Origin of the sequence: Kineosporia babensis (assembly GCF_021129305.1) — a bacterium.
Taxonomy (GTDB): domain Bacteria; phylum Actinomycetota; class Actinomycetes; order Actinomycetales; family Kineosporiaceae; genus Kineosporia; species Kineosporia babensis.
The window spans coordinates 341965-362021 of record NZ_JAJOMB010000001.1 but is presented as its reverse complement, the minus strand read 5'-3'; the positions used below and the strand labels follow the sequence as shown (position 1 = coordinate 362021).

The following is a 20057-nucleotide window of genomic DNA, read 5'->3' as shown; positions in this document are numbered from 1 at the left end:
TTCGAGCCGTTGCGCCCCGGGCAAAAGCAAGAAACCGGAGGTGCGCCCGTGCGGCCCGCCTCCGGTTTCCGGATGTCCTTGCTCAGGTCGTGTTGATCAGTCGTCATGGCGGCCCACCCGGCCTCGGGCCAGTCGCCGGCTCTTCTCGGCCCGGCGATTGCGGCGGGCGCCGTCACCGTTCGCGGCCGCGGCGACCCGGCTCAGTTCCAGCCGATGCTGCAGTTCCTGCGGGCTCATCGCCCGGCGGGCCACGAGCGAGGAGTCCGTCCAGGTCTTGGAGAGTTTCACAGGCACGTTGATAAGGCCCGAAGCGAGGAGTTGTCACCCGGTTTTCAGCCGTCGGAATGGCTTGCGCCCAGGGCCGGGTTGGGTGCGGTGACCGCACACGAAAGGGAGCGTCGGAGCATGCAGTACACCCGTCTTGGCCGCTCGGGCCTCAAAGTCAGCCGGATCTCGCTGGGCACCATGGGTTTCGGGGTCTCGCCCGACCCGGCCGCGGGCTGGCCGCTGACCGAGGAGGCCGCGCAGCCGTTCTTCCAGCAGGCGCTGGATCTGGGCATCACCTTCTGGGACACCGCCAACGTCTACTTCGGGGGCTCGTCCGAGGAGATCGTGGGCCGGGCGGTGAAGAAGTACGCCCGCCGCGACGACATCGTCCTGGCCACCAAGGTCTACTTCCCGATGCACCAGGGCCCGGGCGGCGCGGGTCTGTCCCGCAAGGCGATCATGGAGCAGGTCGACGCCTCACTGAGCCGGCTGGGCGTGGACTACGTGGACCTCTACCAGATCCACCGGTTCGATCCTCAGACCCCGGTCGAGGAGACGATGGAGGCCCTGCACGACGTGGTCAGGGCGGGCAAGGCGCGCTACCTGGGCGCCTCGTCGATGTGGGCCTGGCAGTTCGCCAAGCTGCAGCACACCGCCACCACCGGGGGCTGGACCAGGTTCGTGAGCATGCAGAACCAGTACAGCCTGCTCCAGCGCGAGGAGGAGCGGGAGATGTTCGGCCTGCTCGCCGACCAGGGCGTGGGCAGCATCCCGTGGAGCCCGCTGGCCAAGGGCTGGGTGGCCCGGCCGTGGCAGACCTCGACCAGTCGCACCGGCACCGACCAGCTCACCCGGCGTTACGACGTGGAGGCCGACAACAAGCCCATCGTCCAGGCCGTGCAGCAGGTGGCCGAGGCGCGGGGCGTGCCGATGGCACAGGTGGCGCTGGCCTGGGTACTGAAGAACCCGGCGGTGGCGGCGCCGATCGTCGGCCCGTCCAAGCTGGAGCACCTCAGCGATGCGGCCGCCGCGGTGGAGCTGGAGCTGAGCGCCGAGGAGATCGAGATCCTGGAACGGCCCTACACCCCGCGCCTGCCCAGCGGCTTCAGCTGACCTCGGACCGGCCCGGCGCGTGAGCTTCATCGGTGCGGTCCGCGGGACGCTCCGGACGCGAGCGCGTGCGTACCGAGATCGCCGGGCCGGTCTTCAGCGTGTACCCGTGCACCGGGGGCCGAGATGGTCCGCGCCCGAGGCCAACCCGGTCCCGATCGGCCCGGGAGGTTTCGACCGGGATCGAACCGGGCTCGGGTTCCTGTGAGATTCTTCGGGTAAAAGGCTTCCGGAGAGCGACATTACACAGAGAAGTTGATCGCGGGCGACGACAGCCGGGTGCAATTCGTGCCAAGCTGTACCACCGAGGACGGGCGCGGCGCCTTTACCGGCGCAACGGTTCGCCGAGTCCACTTGGCCTGCCCTGCGGGCCGATCTGAACTCATGTCCGTTCGGGGACCTCTGGCCCTGAAAGGACATTCGGTCGTGGCCGAGTTCCGCACCAAACGCCTTGAGTACGGGGGCATCACAAGTTGAACGTTCTAGTCGTCGTCGAGTCCTGTTTCTCCAACACCCACCGCTTCGCCGAGGCCGTGGTCATGGGTCTGCGTGAGCGCGGGATCGAGGTGCGGCTGACCGACGCCGCGGATCAGGACTGGGATCTGACCGACGTCGACTTGCTGCTACTCGGTGCGCCGATCCATAACCGTGGGCTACCGAACCGATTGTCCCGGATGCTGGCGGGTACTCAGGGCGCCAGCCCGAAGACGTTCGGGGTGGCCGAATGGCTCGACGGGATGCCGGAGTGGGCGGGCGGCCGGGCCGCCGCGTTCGACACCGGCACCGGTCGCGGGTTCATCCACGGCTCCGCGGTCAACGCGATCGCCAAGCGGCTGGAGCGCCACGGGGTGGAGCTGGTGGCCAGCGAGCGGTTCCTGGTCGAGGCGATGGAGGGCCCGGTGGTGCCCAAGCAGCTGGCCCGGGCCCGGCTCTGGGGCACCGCGCTGGCCTCCTACGTGGGCAAGACCGGGGAGACCGCCCGGCTGTGGATCTCCTCCAAGCCCAAGTAGGCCGGATTCTCATGGACGCGCCCGGTCGCCCTGAAGATCCAGGACCCGACCGGGACGAAGACGGTGGCCCAGCGCGACAGCACCGCCCCGGACGGCAGTGTCCGCGACCTCAGCTGGAACGGCCTGTCCACCCGAGGCACCCAGCTGCCCGCGAGCGTCTACAAGTGGACGCTCGCCGGACGATCCGAGGACGGTGACGGAACGCTGGTGGCCGGGGACGGATCGTCCATGGTTACCGGCACGATCACCCTGGACTGAGCCGGACGCCGGGGTGATCCGGGCATCCGGATCACCCCTTCTCCTCAGTTGAGCGGAACCTGCCAGACCACAACGGTTCCGGACGAGCCGTCGTCCCGGGCGGCGTAGGCGCACGAGCCCCCGTGCCGCTCCGCCCGGGTCCTCATCGTCGTCGTTCCCGTGCCCTGTTTCGCGTCCGTGGCCACGCCCTGGCCGTCGTCCTCGATCTCGAGCGTTACCTGACCCGCATCGACCCCCAGCCGTACCTCCACGTGGGTGGCCCGGGCGTGGCGGGCGGCGTTGGACAGCGCCTCGCGCAGCACCGCCAGCAGATCGTCGTAGACCACCGCGGGCACCAGCGTGTCCACCGGGCCGCGGAAGGTGAGCACCGGCTCGAAACCCAGGGCCCCGGTGGCCTCGTTGACCACACCGAGCGCCTCGGAGCGCAGGCTGGTCGACTCCTCTTCCTGCTGCTGCAGACTGAAGATCGAGGTCCGGATCGCGTGGATCGTGGTGTCCAGGTCGTCGATCAGCCCGGACAGCTTGCTCGCCTGCGCGGGCTTGTCGATGCTCATGCCGATGCTCTGCAGGCCCAGGCCGACCGCGAAGATCCGCTGGATCACCAGGTCGTGCAGGTCCCGGGCGATCCGGTCACGGTCCTCGAGCACCGCCAGCCGCTGCCGGTCCGAGGCCTGCCGGCTGAACTGCACGGCCAGCGCGGCGTGCCCGGCGAACGACTCCACCATCTTCATGTCCGCCTCGGAGTACGGCTCGTGGTGCACCGGGCGGGCGATCGCCAGCACCCCGATCACGTGCTCGCCGACCACCAGAGGCACGTGCACGGCCGGGCCACCGTACTGGTTGGAGATGCCCGGGCCGGTGACGAACCCGTTGGACAGGAACGCCCGGCGCTCGAAAAGCCGCTGATCGTCCAGGTGGTAGGAGGTGCCCAGGGTGGCCGCGGTGTTCTCGCCGTGCGCGGCCCGCACGCTCAGGCCCCCGTCGGCGTCGTTCAGCAGCAGGAAGCTGGCCCCGCCACCGGCCACCGTGGAGGCCCGCTCCACCACCAGCCGCATCGTCTCCTCGATCTCGGCCCCGGCCAGCAGCGACTTGGTCACGTCACCGGCCGCGGTCAGCCAGGCCTCGCGGCGGCGGGTGACGTCGAACAGCCGGGAGTTCTCGATCGCGATCCCGGCGGCCGCGGCCAGCGCGATGATCAGCTGCTCGTCGCGTTCGGTGAAGGTGCCGCCGTCGCGCTTCTCGGTCAGGTAGAGGTTGCCGAAGACCTCGCCCCGCACCCGCAGCGGCACCCCCAGGAAGCTGCCCATCGGCGGGTGGTGCGGCGGGAAACCGGCCGAGGCCGGATGGTCGGAGAGCCGGTCCAGGCGCAGCGGCACCGGCAGGTCGATCAGCACGCCGAGGATGCCCTTGCCCCGCGGCGGCTCACCGATCTTGATCCGCTGGTGGCCCGGAATTCCAACCGTGATGAACTCCGACAGCTCCCGGCCCTCGGAGTCCAGCAGGCCCAGCGCCGCGTACTTGGCCTCGGCCAGATCGGCCGCGAGTTCGGTGATCCGGCGCAGCGTGTCGGGCAGGCTGAGGTCGCTGGCCACCGCGATCACCGCGTCCAGCAGCCGGTGCAGCTGCTGCTCGGTGTCGATGATCTCCTGCGAGCGCCCGATCAGTTCCTGGAGCAGCCGCTCCAGGCCGAGCTTGGGCAGGGGAGGGGGCTGACCAGCACTCCAGTACTGGTGCGCCTCCTTGGCCTCCCGGTTGTGCCCGTAGCGTTCTTCCGACGTTTCGTTGTCATCGCTCACCGCTGCTGGAACCTCGTCGCCCGCCGTCCGATCTGCCCGGCGAAATCATTTCACAGGTGGCTCTAGGTAGCGGCCGGTGACCCGCTCCAGAGCCACCGCCAGGGTGCGGTCGTGCCGGCCCGGCATCCACGCCTTGGGCTTCTTCACCTGGCGCCCGGCCAGCGAGTCACCTTCACGCAGCTCGAAAGAGCGGCCGACCACGGTCACGCTCCAGCCCAGGTGCGTGTCCTCGTCGATCTTGTCCACGTGGAAGGCGACCACGGTGTTGCGGGCCGCCCGCTCGATCATCGAGCCGTCGGCGAACGGGATCAGCAGCACGTCGTCGGCGACCGCCACGTTGACCGGCAGCACGTCGGGCATCGCCTGGTAGGTGAAGACCAGCTGGCCGATCTGGGCGGTGGCCAGCAGATCCAGGCACTCCTGACGATCGAGCACGCGAACGCTCACCTCCCGTACCCCGTCACTCTCGGCGGCGGCCGGCGGCGCGGCACTGCCGGGTTGCTGATCGGTGCTGGTCACGAGGGGGTCAGGCCTTCCGGGTTCCGACAGACGTCCAGGTGCGGGTCTAGCGAGTTTGCTGGTGTCGGCGACGGGGACGGCAGGGCCGAAAGTCCTGAGCATGGGGGGCTCCGATCGGGGATGCGCCGGGGGTGCGCGGAGGAACTGCGGTTGATCTTGGAAGTGCGGTTACGCGAACCGAGGCCAGGAAGGTTCTCCTGGCCTCGGGTGTGGGTGAAGCTGTCTCGCGTGGTTTCAGCCGGCTACTAAAGTTCCCTCCTTCCGTTGCGCGGTCTCGGGGCGCTGGTCGCCGTGGACCACGACGACCGGGCAGGTGGCGTGTTCGGAGACCTTGGTGCTGACCGAGCCGAGCAGGACTCCGGCGACCCTTCCGTGGCCCCGGCTGCCGACCACCACGGTGGTGGCGAAGCGGGCCTCGTCGATCAGGATCCGGGCGGCGCCGCCTTCGCGGACCACCTCCTCCAGTTCGACCGGCGGGTGGCCTTCGAAGGTCTTGGCGATGGTCTCGGTGAGCACCCGGCGGGCGTCGCGGGCCGGGTCCCAGTCGATCGGCCAGGAGGCCCAGGCGTAGGTGGTGGGCAGTTCCCAGGCGGTCACGGCGCGGAGGGTGGCTCCGGAGCGGACCGCCTGCTGCGCGGCCCAGCGCAGGGCTTGTGCGGACTGGGTGGATCCGTCGACCCCGACAACGATGCGGTTGGTGGTCATGACCGGATCTCCTTCCCGGATAGTGCTGGGGTTTGAGGGGTTCCGGGCCTACCGCAGGAGGGGGAGGGGTAGGCCCGGCGGTTCAGATCGAGCTCAGTGCATCCACTTCTGGTCTTTGATCACCGGGAGCTTCTCCCAGATGTTGCCCAGGCCCCAGGTCTTGCCGGCCGACACCGCGACCAGGGCGAACAGGACCAGTGCGTAGATCAGGTGGTAGTCCATGAACGGGTTGGTGCTCCCGGTGGGCTCGCCCGCGCCGGTGGTCTGCGCCATCGGCCATTCGGCCACCCACATCATCACCATGATCAGCGAACCGCTCACCGCGGCGACCTGCATCGCCACTCCGGCGATCACGGCCACACCGACCGCGAACATTCCGACCATGAACAGGATGTCGACGATCGCGTTGCCGGCCATGTTGTTGAAGACCGACGCGAACGGGCCCTGGTCGATGAAGCTGAGAAAGCCCTTGGTCGGCGAGTTGCCCTCGATCCAGGCCTTTTCGGCCGCCGAGGAGTACCCGAGACCGAAGGTCTTGTCCAGGGCCGCCCAGAGGAAGATGAACCCGACGGACACCCGCAGGACGGCGAAGAGCTTTGCCGCCAGGCTGCTTACGGCGGGGGTGGACATCTCGGCTACGCCTGGGGTGGTGTCTGCGAGGCCGCTTGCCGACGACGAGCCCTTGCTGGCAGGGGCCGCGTGTTCGATCGACATGACCATTCCTCTCTGGGAATTTCTATCTTCGGTTGATGCCTTGAGTCTTCCCTCGGTCCGGGTGGGTGGCAGCGGCCAAAAGAACGCCGTGTTCTCGTCAAAGGTCCCGCCAAAGGTCCCGGCCGATCGGGCAAGGGCGACCGTACTTTCGGCCGGTCCTGGCGCCATCGATAAAACGGCCTCCGACCTGGGCATTCGTAATTTGCGGCGGAGGGGTGCAAGCTGGCGTCCGATCCCTCGGATCGCGGCGTTCGGGCCTTCGTGATCATGAATGTCCGCAGCGGTCCGGAGGGTCACCGAAAGTGGATCAAGAAGAAGATCGACAGCGGAATTCCAGGAACGTCCCGGATGCGGAGAAAAAGCCGGGCGTTCAGGCGGTCAGCGTCGACCAACCGTGTGAGGTGTGCTGGTGCTGCACAACTTTGATCTCGTCTCCCTGTCCGTCACGCTGCCGGAGCACGGTCTGCTCCCGGGGGCGCTCGGCACGGTGGTCCAGGTGATCACCGATCCGGCCGAGGCTTACGGCATCGAGTTCGGCGGTCCCGACGGGCTGGTCCCGTCGCAGGTCATGGTCGCACCCGACCAGGTCCGCAGACTCTCCTGAGCACTTCTCGGGAAGGTTGAGGTGATGTCGCCGCCGGCCACGAGCGACGGCGACTTCACTACTGCAGCAGTCTCAGTGCGGTCCGGATGATCGTGTCGCTCGGCGCGTACAGGGCCTGAGCGGCGTTCTGGCCGGTCTCGGCGAGATAGGCGTCCACCAGGCGATTACCCACCGCGTAACCCGCGCCCGTCGGCAGCCCCACCGGTGTCCCGCCGAACCGCTGCGCCGCTGCATCCCCGTGCACCCAGGACACGAAGTTCTGCATCCCGGTAATCCCCAGCCCCTCCAGCACTTTGGCGAACACCTCGTCGTCGTTCAGATGAGGCACGCCCATGGCCGTGTAGCCGAGCTCCGGCCCGTACATCTGCCGGGCGAACGCATCGGCCAGCCCTTCGCTGACGATCTGCTCACCCACCGCCACCGTCGCCGGGTCCCAGACCACGCCACCGGGCGCGTAACGCAGGTTGTGGTTGAGTTCGTGCACCGCGGTGGCCTCCAGCCGGGCCAGGTTCTCCGCCGTGGGCCAGAGCGTCAGCGAGATGTACCCGGTCACCGATCCGTTCCCGCTGAACCCGCCGACCGTGTGCCGGAAGTAGGCGTCGCCCGGATCGCCCAGCACGAACAGAACGGTGATGTCGGGGACGTTCACTCCGGCGAGCGAACCGCTCTGCAGGCGGACCGCGTCCTCAAGTGCCTTCTCGATCCGCGCCCAGGCGCCGGCCTCCTCCAGTCGGCCCAGAGCGTCCAGAATCTGGTCTTCGTCCCGATCCAGCGGGAAACCGAAGCTCATCCCGTGCATCGCGACCACGTCGACCTCGCCGGGGAAGTAGCGGTACAGGCCCCGGGCCGGCTCGACCATGGCTCTGAGCAGATCCGGCCGGGCCGCGGGCGGGGCGGTCACGATGCGGCGGATGGCCGGGGCGGTGTCCAGAACGGTGATGGTCATGGTCCGAAGCTAGGCGCTGACGCTGCGTCAACTTCAAGGGCGAGCGCGTCCTGTGGCGCTCGTCTCCCTTCCTCGGCGCACGGTCTTCGAAGTGAGCTTATGGACGTCTGCCCGCCCCTCGGGTGGATCCGGTCCCGTTTGGTTTCGGGGCAGGTCAGGTGCCGTTTGGTGGCCCGGCGGGCCTCCGGACGGGAAGTCGCTTTGGAGATTCGGGCTTGAACCCCTAAGCTTCTACATGTCCGCAACGGAGACCTAAACAGTCCGTCGTGAGTCCAGGGCCCCCATCGTCTAGTGGCCTAGGACGCCGCCCTTTCAAGGCGGTAGCACGGGTTCGAATCCCGTTGGGGGTACGGTGTACGCACCACAAGCAAGGCCCTGTAGCGCAGTTGGTTAGCGCGCCGCCCTGTCAAGGCGGAGGCCGCGGGTTCAAGTCCCGTCAGGGTCGCAACACCTGAGTCAGCACATCCGGCTCAGGACCCGGCCAGGTAGCTCAGTTGGTACGAGCGTCCGACTGAAAATCGGAAGGTCGACGGTTCGACCCCGTCCCTGGCCACCATCGTGAAGTGCTGCGCCGCTAGTCGAAGAATCCCGAGGGGATCTTTCGACTGGCGGCGCTCTTCTTTTGCCGCTGCTTACCTATGGGTGGTGCATGTGGGTTACACGGCCTGAAGGGCCATTACGCCAGGTCAAGCTTCAGCTGAACGAAGACCCGGCTGGGTGGGCTTCCAGACTCGCCTACGGGACTGGTCAGGGGCCAGCGGCCGGCGGAGGTCGGTGCTTTCCCGGAGCTACCCGCACAACGGTGGCCGCTCTGCACGCGGTCGGGGTGGAGTGCGGCGAACTTCTAGATGCAGACGCAAGCTCCCAAGCCGTAGCAGCTGCCCTGACCTGGCATCACTGAACGAACCCGGCAGGCGTACTGGCGCCACAGGTTGCACGACAGTTGATCGAGGACATGCGTCACCATCTCGACCAGCAGGGCTGGGAAGGACATCTCTGCATATGCGAGAGCGGATACCACGCCGGGGTCACCACGGACTTCCTCTGGGGGCCGGACGATTGCCAGTCAGCGATCGCCCAGTTCCAGCTTTCGGATCTGTCCCAGATGGTGGCAGCTCTGAACCACTAGACGACCATGGGAGAGGTTCGCAATGTGGCAGAGCGGCCCTGGGCGCTGGTCGGCCGGTAAAATGCCGTCCATGGCTGAGCCGCTTCCGGATTACTCGGATCTGCATCGCCTGGTCGACCGCCTGACCCTCGACCAGGTGCGGGCCGTCCGTGCCGTCGTGCTGCAACTCGTGCCGCAGGAACCGGCCGAGACCAGCAACGCGGGCGATGACCGTCCGCGCCGGTTCAGCGTGACCGGGATAGGGCACGCGGGACCCGATCTGGCCGCGCGATCTCAGGACATCCTGCGTGCCGAGTTGGGGGATCACCCGCAGTGATCGTCTGCGACACCGGCCCGCTGGTCGCGCTGCTGAACGCTGACGACGCGCATCATGAGGCGTGTGTGAATCTGCTGGAGCGCGAGCGTGGTCCGGTTCTCGTGCCGGCGCCGGTGCTGACTGAGATCTGCTACCTGACCGAATCCCGGATGGGGCCGAAGACGGAAGCCGCGTTCCTTGATGCTGTGGCTGCGGGGGAGTTCCAGCTCGAGCAGACGCTGCCCTCTGACCTGCGCAGGATGGCTGACCTGGTGCGGACCTACGCAGACTTCCCGCTGGGTGCCGTCGACGCCTCGGTGATCGCAGTGGCCGAGCGCCTGGGCGTGACCAGAGTGGCCACTGTCGACCACCGTCACTTCCGGGCCGTGCGGCCGACTCATTGTGCAGCTCTGGAACTCTTGCCCTGAGAGGCGTTTGGAGTCCGGTCAGAGCCTCGATGCGGTGAAGTTGTCACGGATCATCCGCTGATTCGGTGTTGCACGCGGGTTGCACGACTTGCTGTAAGCTCGGCTCTGAGCTGCTCAAAGGCAGTGGTCAGGGCCTGCCTGAATTGGAAGGGCGACGGTTCGATCCAGTCCCTGGCCGCTTTTCTGTGAGAAGCAAAGCAAGGCCCTGTAGCGCAGTTGGTTAGCGCGCCGCCCTGTCAAGGCGGAGGCCGCGGGTTCAAGTCCCGTCAGGGTCGCCACACCTGCCCTCGGATCCGACTTAGGTCGTATCGGCGGGATCATCCATTAGAGGGCCGTATCGGTCCGGTTTGCGCTCATAGGCTTCCGGTCATGAAGCAGCAGCCTTCCTGGCCCCGGTTCTTCCTCTACCTCGCCGAGCTCCTGGTACTGCTCGCTGCCCTGGGCGGGCTGCAGTTGCTGCGGCTCGGCCCGTGGGAGGGCAGCCCGTTCTTCTGGCAGGGCCTGGTCACCCTCGTCGCCGGCGTGAGCCTGATCAGCGGGATCGGGCATGCGGCGCTGGGCATGGCGAAGGCCCGTTCCACCGACCCGGACAAGTACGAGGAGTACAGCGACCCGATGCCGCCGCTGCCGATGTAAGCGCTATCCGGGCCGTCGGGCCAGCAGCATGAAGGTGTTCGGCAGGCGGCCGTGCCAGGCGGCGGCATCCGTATCGTCCTGCGGGCGCCAGAAGGGCTCGGGGTGCTCCGACAGGTGCACCAGGCTGAGCCCGGCCGTCACCAGGGCAGTGACGATCTCACCGAGCGTCCATTGCCATTCCACGGCGCCGTCGGCCGGGAAGCTGTCGTTGACGAATGAGTGAGCGAAGTAGCTGCGGTCGGGCCGGATCCGGGGCTGATCCGCGTCCCAGCTCCACAACGGCACGGCCGGATGCGACTCGTAGATGAAGAGGTGGCCGCCCGGACGTAGCAGGCGGGCGGCGTCCTGGGCCCAGGGCGTGAGGTCCGGCATCCAGATCAGGGCGCCCTTGCCGGTGTAGACCAGATCCGCGCAACCGGTCGCGAGCGGTGCCCCAGGCAGTTCGGCCACCACGTACCGGCAGGCCAGCCCCAGTTCATCGGCCCGGCGCTGGGCAGCCGAGGTGGCTACCCGGCTGAAGTCCACTCCCACCACCGAACGGGCGCCGGAGCGGATCAGGTCCACGTCGTCCAGGCCGTGTCCGCTCTGCAGATGCACCACGGCCGGTTCAGCTATCAGCGCCGGCCGGAGCACAGTCCGTTCCCGGGGCAGGAGCGAGCCGCCCTCGCGGGCCTGGCGCAGCAGGTCGTCGTACTCCCGGACGTGCTTCTGCGAGGCCTTTTCCCACACCTGCCGGTTGCTTTCCACCTGAGGCTCCACGGGCCGGATTGTCCGTAACCGGGCTGTGGACGGCAATCGATTTGGCGAGCGCACCTTCGGGCAGTTGCGGATGAACCGTTCGTCGTAGATGGCCGCGATCCTCGTGCCGTACCGTCTCGCCAGATCGGTCATAACGGTCATCTTGCCGCCGACTTCAATGGAAGAAGAATCCCGTGGAACTCGCGAAAAGCTTCGTGCTCCAGCCCATGCCACCGGTCGAGGAAGAGGCCGGGCTACAGGCGGCTGCGGTGAAGAAGGGGCACCCGCTGGGCCGGCTGGCCGATCTCGAGGGCAAGTGGCAGGGCACCGGCTTCAACGTGATCTGGCGCCCGCACTTCCATCCCGAGGTGCGGCACTTTCTCGAGCTCAACCTGACCGAGGAGACGTTCGAGTTCCAGCGCATCGCCGGGGCGATCCCCAACCGTGGCCTGGTGCAGAAGGACATCAACATGTTCGGCCTGAACTACCTGCAGCAGATCACCGACCGCAACACCGGCGCCGGCCTGCACTTCGAGCCCGGGATCTTCGCCCGGGTACCGGCCACCACGAACCCCAAGGAAGGCGCCACCATCGTCCGGATGGCCTCGATCCCGCACGGCACAACGATTCTCGCCCAGGGCAACTCCACCGCCGCCGACGAGACCCCGCGCCCGGTGATCCCGAGAACTGACATCGTGCCGTTCTTCAGCGGCAACCCCAAGGACACCGGCGAATTCGACGAGCAGCACCTGAACCGCAAGACCCGGTTCCGCACCTCGGGTCCCGGTCTGAAGGGGATCACCCAGAAGCTGCTGGACGACCCGAACAGCCTGCTGCGCGATGCGATCGCCAAGCAGAACATCACCTCGAGCATCAAGCTCCAGACCAGCACGAGCACGAAGACGGTGGTCAGCGGCGGCGGGGTGGCGAACACGGCGTTCCTGGCCGGCGGGGACGAGCCGAACGCCGTCGCCAGCAAGGTCAGCTCCACCTTCTGGCTGGAGAAGCTGGACAACGAAGGCCGGGCCTCGCAGCTGCAGTACACCCAGCGGGTGCTCCTGGACTTCGACACTCTGAGCTGGCCGCACGTCACCGTAGCCACCCTGCGCAGGGTGGGGTGACGCCCTCCTGCCCTTCCCGGCGCTTCAAGCTCCGATGAGTTCGGCGCGGCCCACCGGTCTGAGCTGGTGAGAGTTCTACGCCGACCGCGGGAGGACACATGAGCACGCAGGACGAGTTGCGCACAGGCCGCCCGCCGGTGGTCGACCGGGCCACCTGGCAGGCCGCCCGCGACGAGCTGCTGGTGCGGGAGAAGGCGCACACCCGGGAGGGCGACGCCATTGCCGCCGCCCGGCGTCAGCTACCGATGGTGGAGTTCGACAGCACGATCGAGGTGGTCGGTCCGGACGGCCCCACGCCGTTCATCGAGCTGTTCCAGGGGCGTGAGGAACTGCTGGCGTACAAGCACATGTGGTGGGACGGCGCGCCGCATCAGGGGCAGTGCGAGGGCTGCACGATGTCGGCCTGGCACATGAAGGACATCGCGCCCTACCTCAACGCCCGCGGGGTCTCGCTGGCCTTCTTGACCACCGGTGAATGGCCCGAGGTGGCCGCGTTCACCGAGTTCATGGGCTACACCCAGCCCTGGTACTCGGTGCGTGGTCTGGACGAGCCGATCGGCGGTGAGATGGGGCACGTGACCTCTTATTTGCGCGACGGGGAGCGGGTTTTCCTGACCTACTCGATGACCGGCCGGGGTAACGAGGCGACCAGTCCGGTCTTCGCGATGCTGGACACGACGCCCTACGGCCGTGGGGAGGCGTGGCAGAAGAACCCCGAGGGCTGGCCGGAAGGGCAGCACGCCTGCTGGTACTGGCGGGTGGACTCCGACGGTAAGCCCACGTGGGGGCCGACCGGGCGGCCAGCTCCGCAGTGGACGCGGCCTGGTGCCACTCCGGAAGGGACACTGGGCCGTCAGGGAGATCATCACTGACGGCAGGGAACCTCGTATGCTCACGGGCCGTTCGTCGGCGCATGGGGCAAAAAGAGCGCAAGGGGTACCGCGGCACGGGGCCTGGCACGTTTACGCCGGACGGGTGCGCGGTGGAGTTGTACGAACGGCTCCCGATCGGCGATGAGCCGGACGTCATCGCCGGCGCGGTACCCCCGGGCGCGCGCATCCTGGAACTGGGCTCCGGCGCCGGGCGGATGACTCACCCGTTGATCGCGCGCGGGTTCGAGATGACTTGCGTGGACGAGTCCGGGGAGATGCTGGAACGGGTGCGTGGGGCTCGGACGGTTCGCAGTGAGATCGAGAACCTTGATCTGGGAGAGCAATTCGATGTCGTGCTGCTGGCTTCCTTCCTGGTGCACGCCCCGGACGAAGAGCTCCGGCAGAACCTGCTGAGCACCTGTCGGCGGCACGTGCGGGACGGCGGCTGGGTGCTGATCCAGCGGGAAGGAGCCGATTGGCACCAGAATCTGCCTCGGACCCGGAGCAACGGAGACGGCGTGGTCACCGTGCTGTCTTCGGAGCGGGTTGCCCCCGGCGTGCAGTCGGTGCAGGTGGAGAACGTCTATCCGGATGCCCGATGGACGCACACGTTTCTCTCGCGGCCGCTCACGACCGAAGAGTTCGAGAACGCAATTGAGGACGCGGGACTCGCCGTGGACGCCTATCTCACCGATGACGGTACCTGGGTCAGGGTCAAACCACACCCGTGAAGCAGCCGAGCAGTGATGAAAGTGGCTTCCCGGAGCTGAAATCGGCCTAGGGGTTGCGCCGAGGGCCAGGATGGGTTCATAGTTCTGCCGTGATCACTTCTCGCATGATTGGCGTGACCGCCAGCGCTCGATGAGCGTCCCGGGCGTGGCAAGCTCCGCGCTCCTCGATCCGATCAGGGCAGCAGCCCTCCTCGAAGCCCGGCAATCGGGCGTCCCCGCTTCGCTCACGGCAGCAGCCACCGAACATCGTCTGGCTGGTGACTGGCGTTCGGCCTGTGCGGCCGCGGCCGTCGATATACGGTTCGATCTTCGCCAAGTAACCGGCCGCGATCTACGCCGACGAATTTCCCGTGACCTTGCTGTTTTCGCGCCAGACCTGCTGCGCTGGCACCTACCCAGAAGTCTTCCGGGTGGCGGGCCGCAGAAGGATCTGGTTATATCTCTGGCTGAATACCCCAGCGGTGCAACGCTGGTTGTGCGTACCCCCGGGTCCGACTGGGCGGCCGGTGAACGGCTGATACTCGATCTTCTCGACCATCCGCCGGTGGGCCGAAAAGCCGCCCAGTGGAACATCGTCCATCATCGGTATCTGTGGGACGCCGGTTCGGCGGGTGAATATCTTTACCGGGCGGTCGTGGACCAGCAGGTGCTCGCCGCCCAGGACCGCGGTGATTTCGCCGAGGCTTGGCGATCGGCCGGCTTCCGGCTGAAGCTCAGCGATCCGGCCACCCAAACCAGCCTGATGCAAAGACTTCCGGTCGATCTGGAAGCGATAAGCAGGCAGGTACAGGGAATTACGGTGATCCGGCCGGGTAAAGGTCTGGCCATTGTCCTGGTTCCGCAGGAACCGTACGCCTCGGGAGTCGACGCGTACGTCGTGGACTCGAACCAGGCCGCCGGCCTGCCGTTGCTACCCTGGGCGGCCTGGCACCGGCCGTTCGACCACGAGCTGATCCGGCTGGGCCTGGCCGCGCCGAGCGATCTGCATCCGTTGGTGCGAAACCTCTTTGCAGGAACTCCCCAGACTGTTTCGACCTTGGTGCGCGAAGTGCGATGCCAGGGCCAGATCCACCGGCTGCGCCGCGAGCAAGGCCGGTGGATCGCTCTGGACCACGACGACGAAGAGGCCCGGGCCGAGGAACTGCTGGCCGCGTTGATCGAGCCGGGTGGGCCGATGAACGGCTGCCGGGCTGCAGCCGAGGAATGGCAGCGCAAGCACGCGGCGCAGGAGCGCAGATTCGCTGCCGGCCCGCGGTACCGCTCCGCTCTGGCCGGGCAGATCTCCTGGGCCCTGCCGAAGGATGCTTCGCAGGCCAACGTGGCGCTCCTGCCCAAACCGAGCGGTCGGGAACACCTTCCGCGCGGCCGCCGCAACACCAAACCACTGATCGGGTCCTACATCCTGCCGTTCGGCGAGCGGAGGCGGACCCAACTCGACGGCGACAAATGGTGACCCATATGACTCAGCAGATCGCAGCCCAGCTCATCCGCCTGACCCAGGACGCCACCACCGAACCCGGTCGCGACCCGTACCTCAGTGCCCTGGCGCTGGCCGTGCAGGCCGACCTTCCGGTTCTGCTCTGGGGCGCCCCGGGAATCGGCAAGACCGCCACTCTGGAACGCCTGGCCCAGGATCTCGATCTGAGCCTGGAGACCGTGGTCGCCAGCGTGCACGACCCGACCGACTTCAACGGTCTGCCGATCCCCGGCGCCGACCCGGCCAACAACGGCGTACCGATGGCCCCGCCGGACTGGGCCATCCGGCTCAAGCACAGCCGAGAAGGCCTGCTCTTCCTCGACGAACTCTCCTCGGCGACGCCCGCCGTGCAGGCGGCCCTGCTGAGGGTGGTGCTGGAGCGCAGGGTGGGCAGCCTGCCGTTGCCGAGCAGCGTCCGGGTGGTGGCTGCCGCCAACCCGCCGGAGAGCGCGGCCAACGGCTGGTCGCTGGCCGCGCCCCTGGCCAACCGGTTCGTGCACCTGCCCTGGCGGCACGATCCGAAGGTGGTGACGAGGGGCCTGAACGGGTGCTGGCCGCACGTTCGGCCGCCCGAGCTGAACCCGGATGCCTTTCCGCAGGCGGTGAACCGGGCGCGCCGGGCGGTCACCGGATTCCTGACCGTGCGCCCGGACTACACCCACCGCCTGCCCAAGGACGACGTGGGCAAGGGCAGTGCCTGGCCTTCGCCGCGGACCTGGGAGATGGCGTTGCGCCTGCTGGCCTTCGCGTACGCCAGCGACACCGACCATGAGGCGCTGGCGGTGGCTCTGCGCGGCGCGGTCGGTGACGGCGCGGCGCTGGAACTACTGGCCTACCTCGAGCGGGAGGATCTGCCCGACCCGGAAGAGGTTCTGCTGCAGCCGGATCTGTTCGAGATCCCAGAACGCGGTGACCAGGTCCAGGCGCTGCTGCAGGCCGTGGTCGAAGTGGTCGAGGTCCGCAAGACGCCGGAAAGATGGCTGTCCGCCTGGCAGGTGCTGAACCGGATCGCCGAAGCGGGGCCGGTCGACCTGGTCGCCGGCGCCGCCGTGCACCTGGCCGCGCTGCGCGAACGCGACTGGCCGGCTCCGGTGGAGCTGAACGCGATGAAGGGCCTGGCCGATCTGCCAGGGTTGCTGAGTTGCGTCAAGGAAGCGGCCGCATGATCGAGCTGGACGAGCGAAAGCTTCTGGCGGCAAGGCTTCTCGTGGCCCAGGTGCACCCTTATCTAGCGGGTGCCCTCTGGGCGATGACCATCGTCCCCAGTCGTCAGGTACCCACCATGGCCGTGGATCGCTACTGGCGTTGCTACGTCTCGCCCGCGTTCGTCCAGATGTACAGCGTGAACGAACTGGCCGGGACCTGGCTGCACGAGGTGGGGCATCTGCTCCGGGGCCATCACGACCGGGCCCAGCAATTGTGGGAGCGGTCGCTGGCCGGGCAGGGGTCGACGGATCCGGCGGTGATCTACGCCCGGCGGACGGCCGGCGGTTCCTGGCTCGATCCAGAGCGGCCAGACCTCGAGAACCTGCGGATGAACACAGCGATGGACTGCGAGATCAACGACGACGAGGCGAGTTTTCGTGATGGAATCCGCCTGCCGGACGGCGCTCTCCAGCCGCGGGATTTTCGGTTGCGAGTGGGGCGTCCGTTTGAATCTTACCTGCGGGGTATGTCCGCGACGGCGGTCGCGGGGCGCCGGGCGTGGGTGAACTGCGGTTCCGGGGCGCATGGAGGGGATGTGCCCTGGGACCTCGGTCCGGATGGCGGCCGGCCGCTGACTCCGGCACAGGCCGAGGTGATTCGGATACGCACGGCGGAACGGATCAAGCGCTCTCAGGGCTGGGTCAGCGGGAGCTGGACCCGTTGGGCACAAGACGTGGGCAAACCGACGCAGAACTGGGAACGCCTGCTCACCGCGGCGGTCCGGGCTGGGCTGAGCTCCAGCGGTGGAGTGGGTGACCACTCCTTCCGCAGACCCAGCCGCCGATCTGCCGCTCTGCACTACCGGGTGGTGTTGCCGACACTGACCAAGCCCAGCCCGGAGGTGGCGGTGGTGATCGACACGTCGGGTTCGGTCAGCGACGACGAACTGGGTGCGGCCCTGGCCGAGACCGCTGGGGTGATCCAGGCTGCGGGCGGGCGAAAGGTGACCGTCTACAGTTGCGACAGCGCCGTGCAGACCGTGCAGCGGGTTGCCTCGGCCCGGGAGATCCGCCTGGCCGGCGGGGGAGGCACGAATCTGACTCGGGGGATGGCCCGGGCCCTGAGCGCTCAGCCGGCTCCAGACGTGCTGGTGGTGCTGACCGACGGGCACACCGGCTGGCCGGTGTCCGCGCCTCGGGTGCCCACCGTCATCGGTCTGCTGGGGCCGGAACCGGAACTGGACGAATTCGGCAACTGGTTTCCGAAGCCCCCTCCGGCCTGGGCCCGGACCGTGCGGATCAAGACAAGTTGATATCGATACCAGACCTGAGCCCCTCCCGACGTGCCCGGGCGCCGCTCAGCCGTGATGATCACTCCATGCGCTTCGAGCGGGTCGTCCTGATCTTCAACCCCAACAGCACGCGCGACGCCAAGGGCACGGCGCAGGAGTTGCAGCAGGCGCTGGCCGAGAAATACCCCGAACTCCCGGTCGAGCTCCAGCCCACGGAGTACGCCGGGCACGCAACGCTGCTGGCCGCCGAAGCCGCGGCCGGGCCGCGTCCGTTGATTGTCGGTGTGAGCGGGGACGGCGGCTACAACGAAGTGGTCAACGGGATCATGCAGGCCGGCAACCCCGAGGCGGTGGCCACCGTGGTGGCCGCCGGTAACGCGAACGACCACCACCGGGTCACCGCCCCGCGCCCGCTGCCCGAGGCGATCGAAGCCGACGAGGTGCGGCCGCTGGACCTGCTCAAGCTGACGGTCCAGGGTGAAAGCCGTTACGCGCACTCGTACATCGGCATCGGCCTGACCCCGGTGGTCGCGGTCGAGCTGGAGAAGGGCAGCAAGGGCTCGATCCGTGAACTCTTCACCGTGATCCGCTCTTTCGGCCGCTTCCGGCCGCTGCGGATCGAGCTGGAGGACGGCCGCCGCATCCCGATCGACAGCCTGGTGTTCTCGAACATCCCGCAGATGGCCAAGGTGCTCAAGCTCAGCACCAACGGCAATCCGGAGGACGGCGTGTTCGAGGTGACGCTGACCGCGCACGAGCCCCGCTGGCGGGTGCTGACCAAGGCTGCCCGCGCCGCCACCACGGGTCTGGGTGAGCAGCCGGCCACCACCGAATTCCGTTTCCGGGCACTGAAAGCCGCGCCGATCCAGATCGACGGTGAGGTGCAGGACGTGGAAGCGGGCGATCTGGTGCAGGTGGAGATCGTCCCGGCCGCGCTGCCTACTCTCCGATGAGCCGGCGCGACTCCATCATTCGCCGGTTCTCCTCCTCGCCCTTGGCCATGTCGCCGTACTTGGGCGGCACCCCCAGGGCGTCGTAAGTGAACTGCACAACGCCGCTCTCGTAGCTGACCGCATGGCTCAGACGCAGCGCCGCGGGTGCCGTGCCCGCGCCGAACACCTTCTTGCCCGAGCCGAGCAGTACCGGGTGCTGCCACAGGCGTAGCTGATCGACCAGGCCGAGCTGCAGCAGCGACTGCAGCAGGTTGAGACTGCCGATCACGTGGATGTTCTCGTGCCGCTGCTTCAGTTCGGACACTGCGGTGGCCAGATCGCCCGGCAGCACGCTGGCCCCCGCCCACGACAGCGGCCCGCTCAGCGTGCTACTGGCAACGTATCGGGGCACACCGTTGATCAGCGCAGTGAACGGGATCTCGGCGGGCGCTTTCGGCCAGTAATCAGCGAAGATGTCGTACGTACGGCGGCCCAGCAGCAGAGCGTCCATGCTTCGGGCCTGCTCGAAGATGGCGGCGCCGGTCTCGGCGCTGAGCGTGGGGGCCTGCCAGCCGCCGTGGATGAAACGGCCTTCCTCGTCCTCCTCCGGCCCGCCCGGTCCCTGCCCGACCCCGTCCAACGTCATGAACTCGGTGACGATCAGCTTGCCCATGGTTGCTCTCCCCGGTCGTGGTGAAGCCCGTTGACCAGATAGACGACGGCGCCGGGCAGAACTCATCTCCACCCGGATCTCCACCCCTGGGTGCAGGTACATTCACGCAGGTCACAGCAGTCTTGAGGCATGACAACGACCGAGTGGATCACCGACATCGTCCTCCTGCTCCTGGTACTGCGGCAGCTGCGCGAGGGCCGCCTGACCCCGCGAACCTTCGTCCTCCCGCTGGTCATCGTGGCCGTGGTGGCGCACAGCTACCTGGACTCGATCCCCACCGGCGGCAACGACCTGGTCCTGATCGCGGCGCTGGTCACCGTGGGCGCCGTCCTGGGAATCGCCGGCGGCTTCTACACCCGGGTGCGGGCGGTGGGTGAAGACGTGCTGGTCAAGGCCGGTGCGGTGGCGGCCGTGCTGTGGGTGCTGGGGATGGGCTCGCGGATGGTGTTCCAGCTGTGGGCCGAGCACGGCGGCGCCGAGGCGATCACCCGCTTCAGCATCGAGCACTCGATCACCGGTTCGCAGGCCTGGGTGGCGGCGTTCGTCCTGATGGCGCTGACCGAGGTGGTCACCCGGCTGGGCACGATCTACCTGCGCAGCCGGATGCTTGCCCCGGCCGCCCTCCAGATGGCCTGAAACCGTGGGTTATCGTCGCGGCG

Annotated in this window: 23 protein-coding genes and 4 tRNA genes; 19 read left to right on the top strand and 8 right to left on the bottom strand. The window is 67.8% G+C overall.

The genetic code is table 11. The annotated features are described in order from the left end of the window. Positions 1–96 precede the first annotated feature (96 nt). Positions 97–288, bottom strand: a complete 192-nt coding sequence (locus LR394_RS01640; RefSeq protein WP_231438506.1) for a hypothetical protein — start codon at positions 286–288, stop codon at positions 97–99. A gap of 117 nt (positions 289–405) precedes the next feature. On the opposite strand from LR394_RS01640, the gene LR394_RS01635 reads away from it, so the two are divergent. The 3 genes from LR394_RS01635 (at position 406) to LR394_RS01625 (ending at position 2645) form a co-directional block, all read left to right on the top strand. Beyond that, positions 406–1380 (top strand): aldo/keto reductase, encoded by a 975-nt coding sequence (locus LR394_RS01635; RefSeq protein WP_231438505.1) that lies wholly within the window; start codon positions 406–408, stop codon positions 1378–1380. Positions 1381–1850: 470 nt separating this feature from the next. After that, entirely contained in the window at positions 1851–2387 is a 537-nt protein-coding gene (locus LR394_RS01630; protein ID WP_231438504.1) for a hypothetical protein, read from the top strand. Positions 2388–2450: 63 nt separating this feature from the next. Then, positions 2451–2645, top strand: coding sequence for a hypothetical protein (locus tag LR394_RS01625; RefSeq protein WP_231438503.1), 195 nt, complete (start codon positions 2451–2453; stop codon positions 2643–2645). 44 nt (positions 2646–2689) lie between these two features. Here the strand turns inward: LR394_RS01625 and LR394_RS01620 are convergent, their stop codons facing one another. From LR394_RS01620 to LR394_RS01605, 4 genes are all read right to left on the bottom strand, one after another. Then, positions 2690–4441 (bottom strand): sensor histidine kinase, encoded by a 1752-nt coding sequence (locus LR394_RS01620; protein ID WP_231438502.1) that lies wholly within the window; start codon positions 4439–4441, stop codon positions 2690–2692. 45 nt (positions 4442–4486) lie between these two features. Next, a complete protein-coding gene (locus tag LR394_RS01615; RefSeq protein ID WP_231438501.1) occupies positions 4487–4960 on the bottom strand; it encodes a pyridoxamine 5'-phosphate oxidase family protein in 474 nt (157 codons plus the stop codon). 234 nt (positions 4961–5194) lie between these two features. Further along, positions 5195–5665: a universal stress protein gene (locus LR394_RS01610; protein WP_231438500.1), complete on the bottom strand. Its 471-nt coding sequence runs from the start codon at positions 5663–5665 to the stop codon at positions 5195–5197. A 93-nt stretch (positions 5666–5758) separates the two neighbouring features. Next, a complete protein-coding gene (locus LR394_RS01605) occupies positions 5759–6379 on the bottom strand; it encodes a hypothetical protein (RefSeq protein ID WP_231438499.1) in 621 nt (206 codons plus the stop codon). Between the two features lie 409 nt (positions 6380–6788). Here LR394_RS01605 and LR394_RS01600 point away from each other — a divergent pair, with 409 nt between their 5' ends. Continuing rightward, the gene (locus LR394_RS01600) at positions 6789–6983 is read left to right on the top strand and encodes a DUF4926 domain-containing protein (RefSeq protein ID WP_231438498.1); all 195 of its coding nucleotides are present in this window, start codon (positions 6789–6791) and stop codon (positions 6981–6983) included. A gap of 58 nt (positions 6984–7041) precedes the next feature. Here the strand turns inward: LR394_RS01600 and LR394_RS01595 are convergent, their stop codons facing one another. Then, positions 7042–7929, bottom strand: coding sequence for a DUF2268 domain-containing protein (locus tag LR394_RS01595; RefSeq protein ID WP_231438497.1), 888 nt, complete (start codon positions 7927–7929; stop codon positions 7042–7044). A gap of 277 nt (positions 7930–8206) precedes the next feature. On the opposite strand from LR394_RS01595, the gene LR394_RS01590 reads away from it, so the two are divergent. From LR394_RS01590 to LR394_RS01560, 7 genes are all read left to right on the top strand, one after another. Next, positions 8207–8279, top strand: a tRNA-Glu gene (locus tag LR394_RS01590). A gap of 21 nt (positions 8280–8300) precedes the next feature. Further along, positions 8301–8374: transfer RNA gene (locus tag LR394_RS01585), tRNA-Asp, on the top strand. A 34-nt stretch (positions 8375–8408) separates the two neighbouring features. Continuing rightward, a tRNA-Phe gene (locus LR394_RS01580) sits at positions 8409–8485 on the top strand. A 643-nt stretch (positions 8486–9128) separates the two neighbouring features. Further along, the gene (locus LR394_RS01575) at positions 9129–9374 is read left to right on the top strand and encodes a hypothetical protein (protein ID WP_231438496.1); all 246 of its coding nucleotides are present in this window, start codon (positions 9129–9131) and stop codon (positions 9372–9374) included. After that, a complete protein-coding gene (locus LR394_RS01570; RefSeq protein ID WP_231438495.1) occupies positions 9371–9781 on the top strand; it encodes a type II toxin-antitoxin system VapC family toxin in 411 nt (136 codons plus the stop codon). The genes LR394_RS01575 and LR394_RS01570 overlap by 4 nt, the downstream gene beginning before the upstream one ends. Before the next feature lie 201 nt (positions 9782–9982). Further along, a tRNA-Asp gene (locus LR394_RS01565) sits at positions 9983–10059 on the top strand. A gap of 91 nt (positions 10060–10150) precedes the next feature. Further along, on the top strand, positions 10151–10417 hold the full coding sequence (locus LR394_RS01560; RefSeq protein WP_231438494.1) for a hypothetical protein: 267 nt from the start codon (positions 10151–10153) through the stop codon (positions 10415–10417). Positions 10418–10420: 3 nt separating this feature from the next. Here the strand turns inward: LR394_RS01560 and LR394_RS01555 are convergent, their stop codons facing one another. Then, a complete protein-coding gene (locus LR394_RS01555; protein WP_231438493.1) occupies positions 10421–11164 on the bottom strand; it encodes a class I SAM-dependent methyltransferase in 744 nt (247 codons plus the stop codon). A 185-nt stretch (positions 11165–11349) separates the two neighbouring features. Between LR394_RS01555 and LR394_RS01550 the strand changes: the two genes are divergently transcribed. The 7 genes from LR394_RS01550 (at position 11350) to LR394_RS01520 (ending at position 18746) form a co-directional block, all read left to right on the top strand. Next, positions 11350–12276: a heme-binding protein gene (locus tag LR394_RS01550; protein WP_231438492.1), complete on the top strand. Its 927-nt coding sequence runs from the start codon at positions 11350–11352 to the stop codon at positions 12274–12276. A 98-nt stretch (positions 12277–12374) separates the two neighbouring features. Beyond that, complete coding sequence (locus LR394_RS01545) at positions 12375–13148, top strand: DUF899 family protein (RefSeq protein WP_231438491.1); 774 nt, start codon at positions 12375–12377, stop codon at positions 13146–13148. Positions 13149–13189: 41 nt separating this feature from the next. Next, the gene (locus LR394_RS01540; protein WP_407936958.1) at positions 13190–13879 is read left to right on the top strand and encodes a class I SAM-dependent methyltransferase; all 690 of its coding nucleotides are present in this window, start codon (positions 13190–13192) and stop codon (positions 13877–13879) included. A gap of 145 nt (positions 13880–14024) precedes the next feature. Further along, positions 14025–15332 (top strand): hypothetical protein, encoded by a 1308-nt coding sequence (locus tag LR394_RS01535; protein WP_231438489.1) that lies wholly within the window; start codon positions 14025–14027, stop codon positions 15330–15332. A gap of 5 nt (positions 15333–15337) precedes the next feature. Beyond that, a complete protein-coding gene (locus tag LR394_RS01530; RefSeq protein WP_231438488.1) occupies positions 15338–16522 on the top strand; it encodes an AAA family ATPase in 1185 nt (394 codons plus the stop codon). After that, a complete protein-coding gene (locus LR394_RS01525) occupies positions 16519–17814 on the top strand; it encodes a vWA domain-containing protein (RefSeq protein WP_231438487.1) in 1296 nt (431 codons plus the stop codon). The genes LR394_RS01530 and LR394_RS01525 overlap by 4 nt, the downstream gene beginning before the upstream one ends. Before the next feature lie 65 nt (positions 17815–17879). Further along, positions 17880–18746, top strand: a complete 867-nt coding sequence (locus tag LR394_RS01520; protein ID WP_231438486.1) for a diacylglycerol/lipid kinase family protein — start codon at positions 17880–17882, stop codon at positions 18744–18746. Here the strand turns inward: LR394_RS01520 and LR394_RS01515 are convergent. Then, positions 18733–19398: a dihydrofolate reductase family protein gene (locus tag LR394_RS01515; protein ID WP_231438485.1), complete on the bottom strand. Its 666-nt coding sequence runs from the start codon at positions 19396–19398 to the stop codon at positions 18733–18735. The two genes, LR394_RS01520 and LR394_RS01515, sit on opposite strands and share 14 nt — an antisense overlap. A 129-nt stretch (positions 19399–19527) precedes the next feature. Between LR394_RS01515 and LR394_RS01510 the strand changes: the two genes are divergently transcribed. Beyond that, positions 19528–20034 carry a hypothetical protein gene (locus LR394_RS01510; RefSeq protein WP_231438484.1) on the top strand — a complete coding sequence of 169 codons (507 nt, stop codon included), beginning with the start codon at positions 19528–19530 and terminating at the stop codon, positions 20032–20034. Positions 20035–20057 lie beyond the last annotated feature (23 nt).

Coding starts and splice junctions, on each gene's coding strand:
- LR394_RS01635 (WP_231438505.1), top strand. CDS start 406: ATGCAGTACACCCGTCTTGGCCGCTCGGGCCTCAAAGTCAGCCGGATC.
- LR394_RS01610 (WP_231438500.1), bottom strand. CDS start 5,665: ATGACCACCAACCGCATCGTTGTCGGGGTCGACGGATCCACCCAGTCC.
- LR394_RS01605 (WP_231438499.1), bottom strand. CDS start 6,379: ATGTCGATCGAACACGCGGCCCCTGCCAGCAAGGGCTCGTCGTCGGCA.
- LR394_RS01595 (WP_231438497.1), bottom strand. CDS start 7,929: ATGACCATCACCGTTCTGGACACCGCCCCGGCCATCCGCCGCATCGTG.
- LR394_RS01575 (WP_231438496.1), top strand. CDS start 9,129: ATGGCTGAGCCGCTTCCGGATTACTCGGATCTGCATCGCCTGGTCGAC.
- LR394_RS01560 (WP_231438494.1), top strand. CDS start 10,151: ATGAAGCAGCAGCCTTCCTGGCCCCGGTTCTTCCTCTACCTCGCCGAG.
- LR394_RS01545 (WP_231438491.1), top strand. CDS start 12,375: ATGAGCACGCAGGACGAGTTGCGCACAGGCCGCCCGCCGGTGGTCGAC.
- LR394_RS01540 (WP_407936958.1), top strand. CDS start 13,190: ATGGGGCAAAAAGAGCGCAAGGGGTACCGCGGCACGGGGCCTGGCACG.
- LR394_RS01530 (WP_231438488.1), top strand. CDS start 15,338: ATGACTCAGCAGATCGCAGCCCAGCTCATCCGCCTGACCCAGGACGCC.
- LR394_RS01525 (WP_231438487.1), top strand. CDS start 16,519: ATGATCGAGCTGGACGAGCGAAAGCTTCTGGCGGCAAGGCTTCTCGTG.
- LR394_RS01520 (WP_231438486.1), top strand. CDS start 17,880: ATGCGCTTCGAGCGGGTCGTCCTGATCTTCAACCCCAACAGCACGCGC.
- LR394_RS01515 (WP_231438485.1), bottom strand. CDS start 19,398: ATGGGCAAGCTGATCGTCACCGAGTTCATGACGTTGGACGGGGTCGGG.
- LR394_RS01510 (WP_231438484.1), top strand. CDS start 19,528: ATGACAACGACCGAGTGGATCACCGACATCGTCCTCCTGCTCCTGGTA.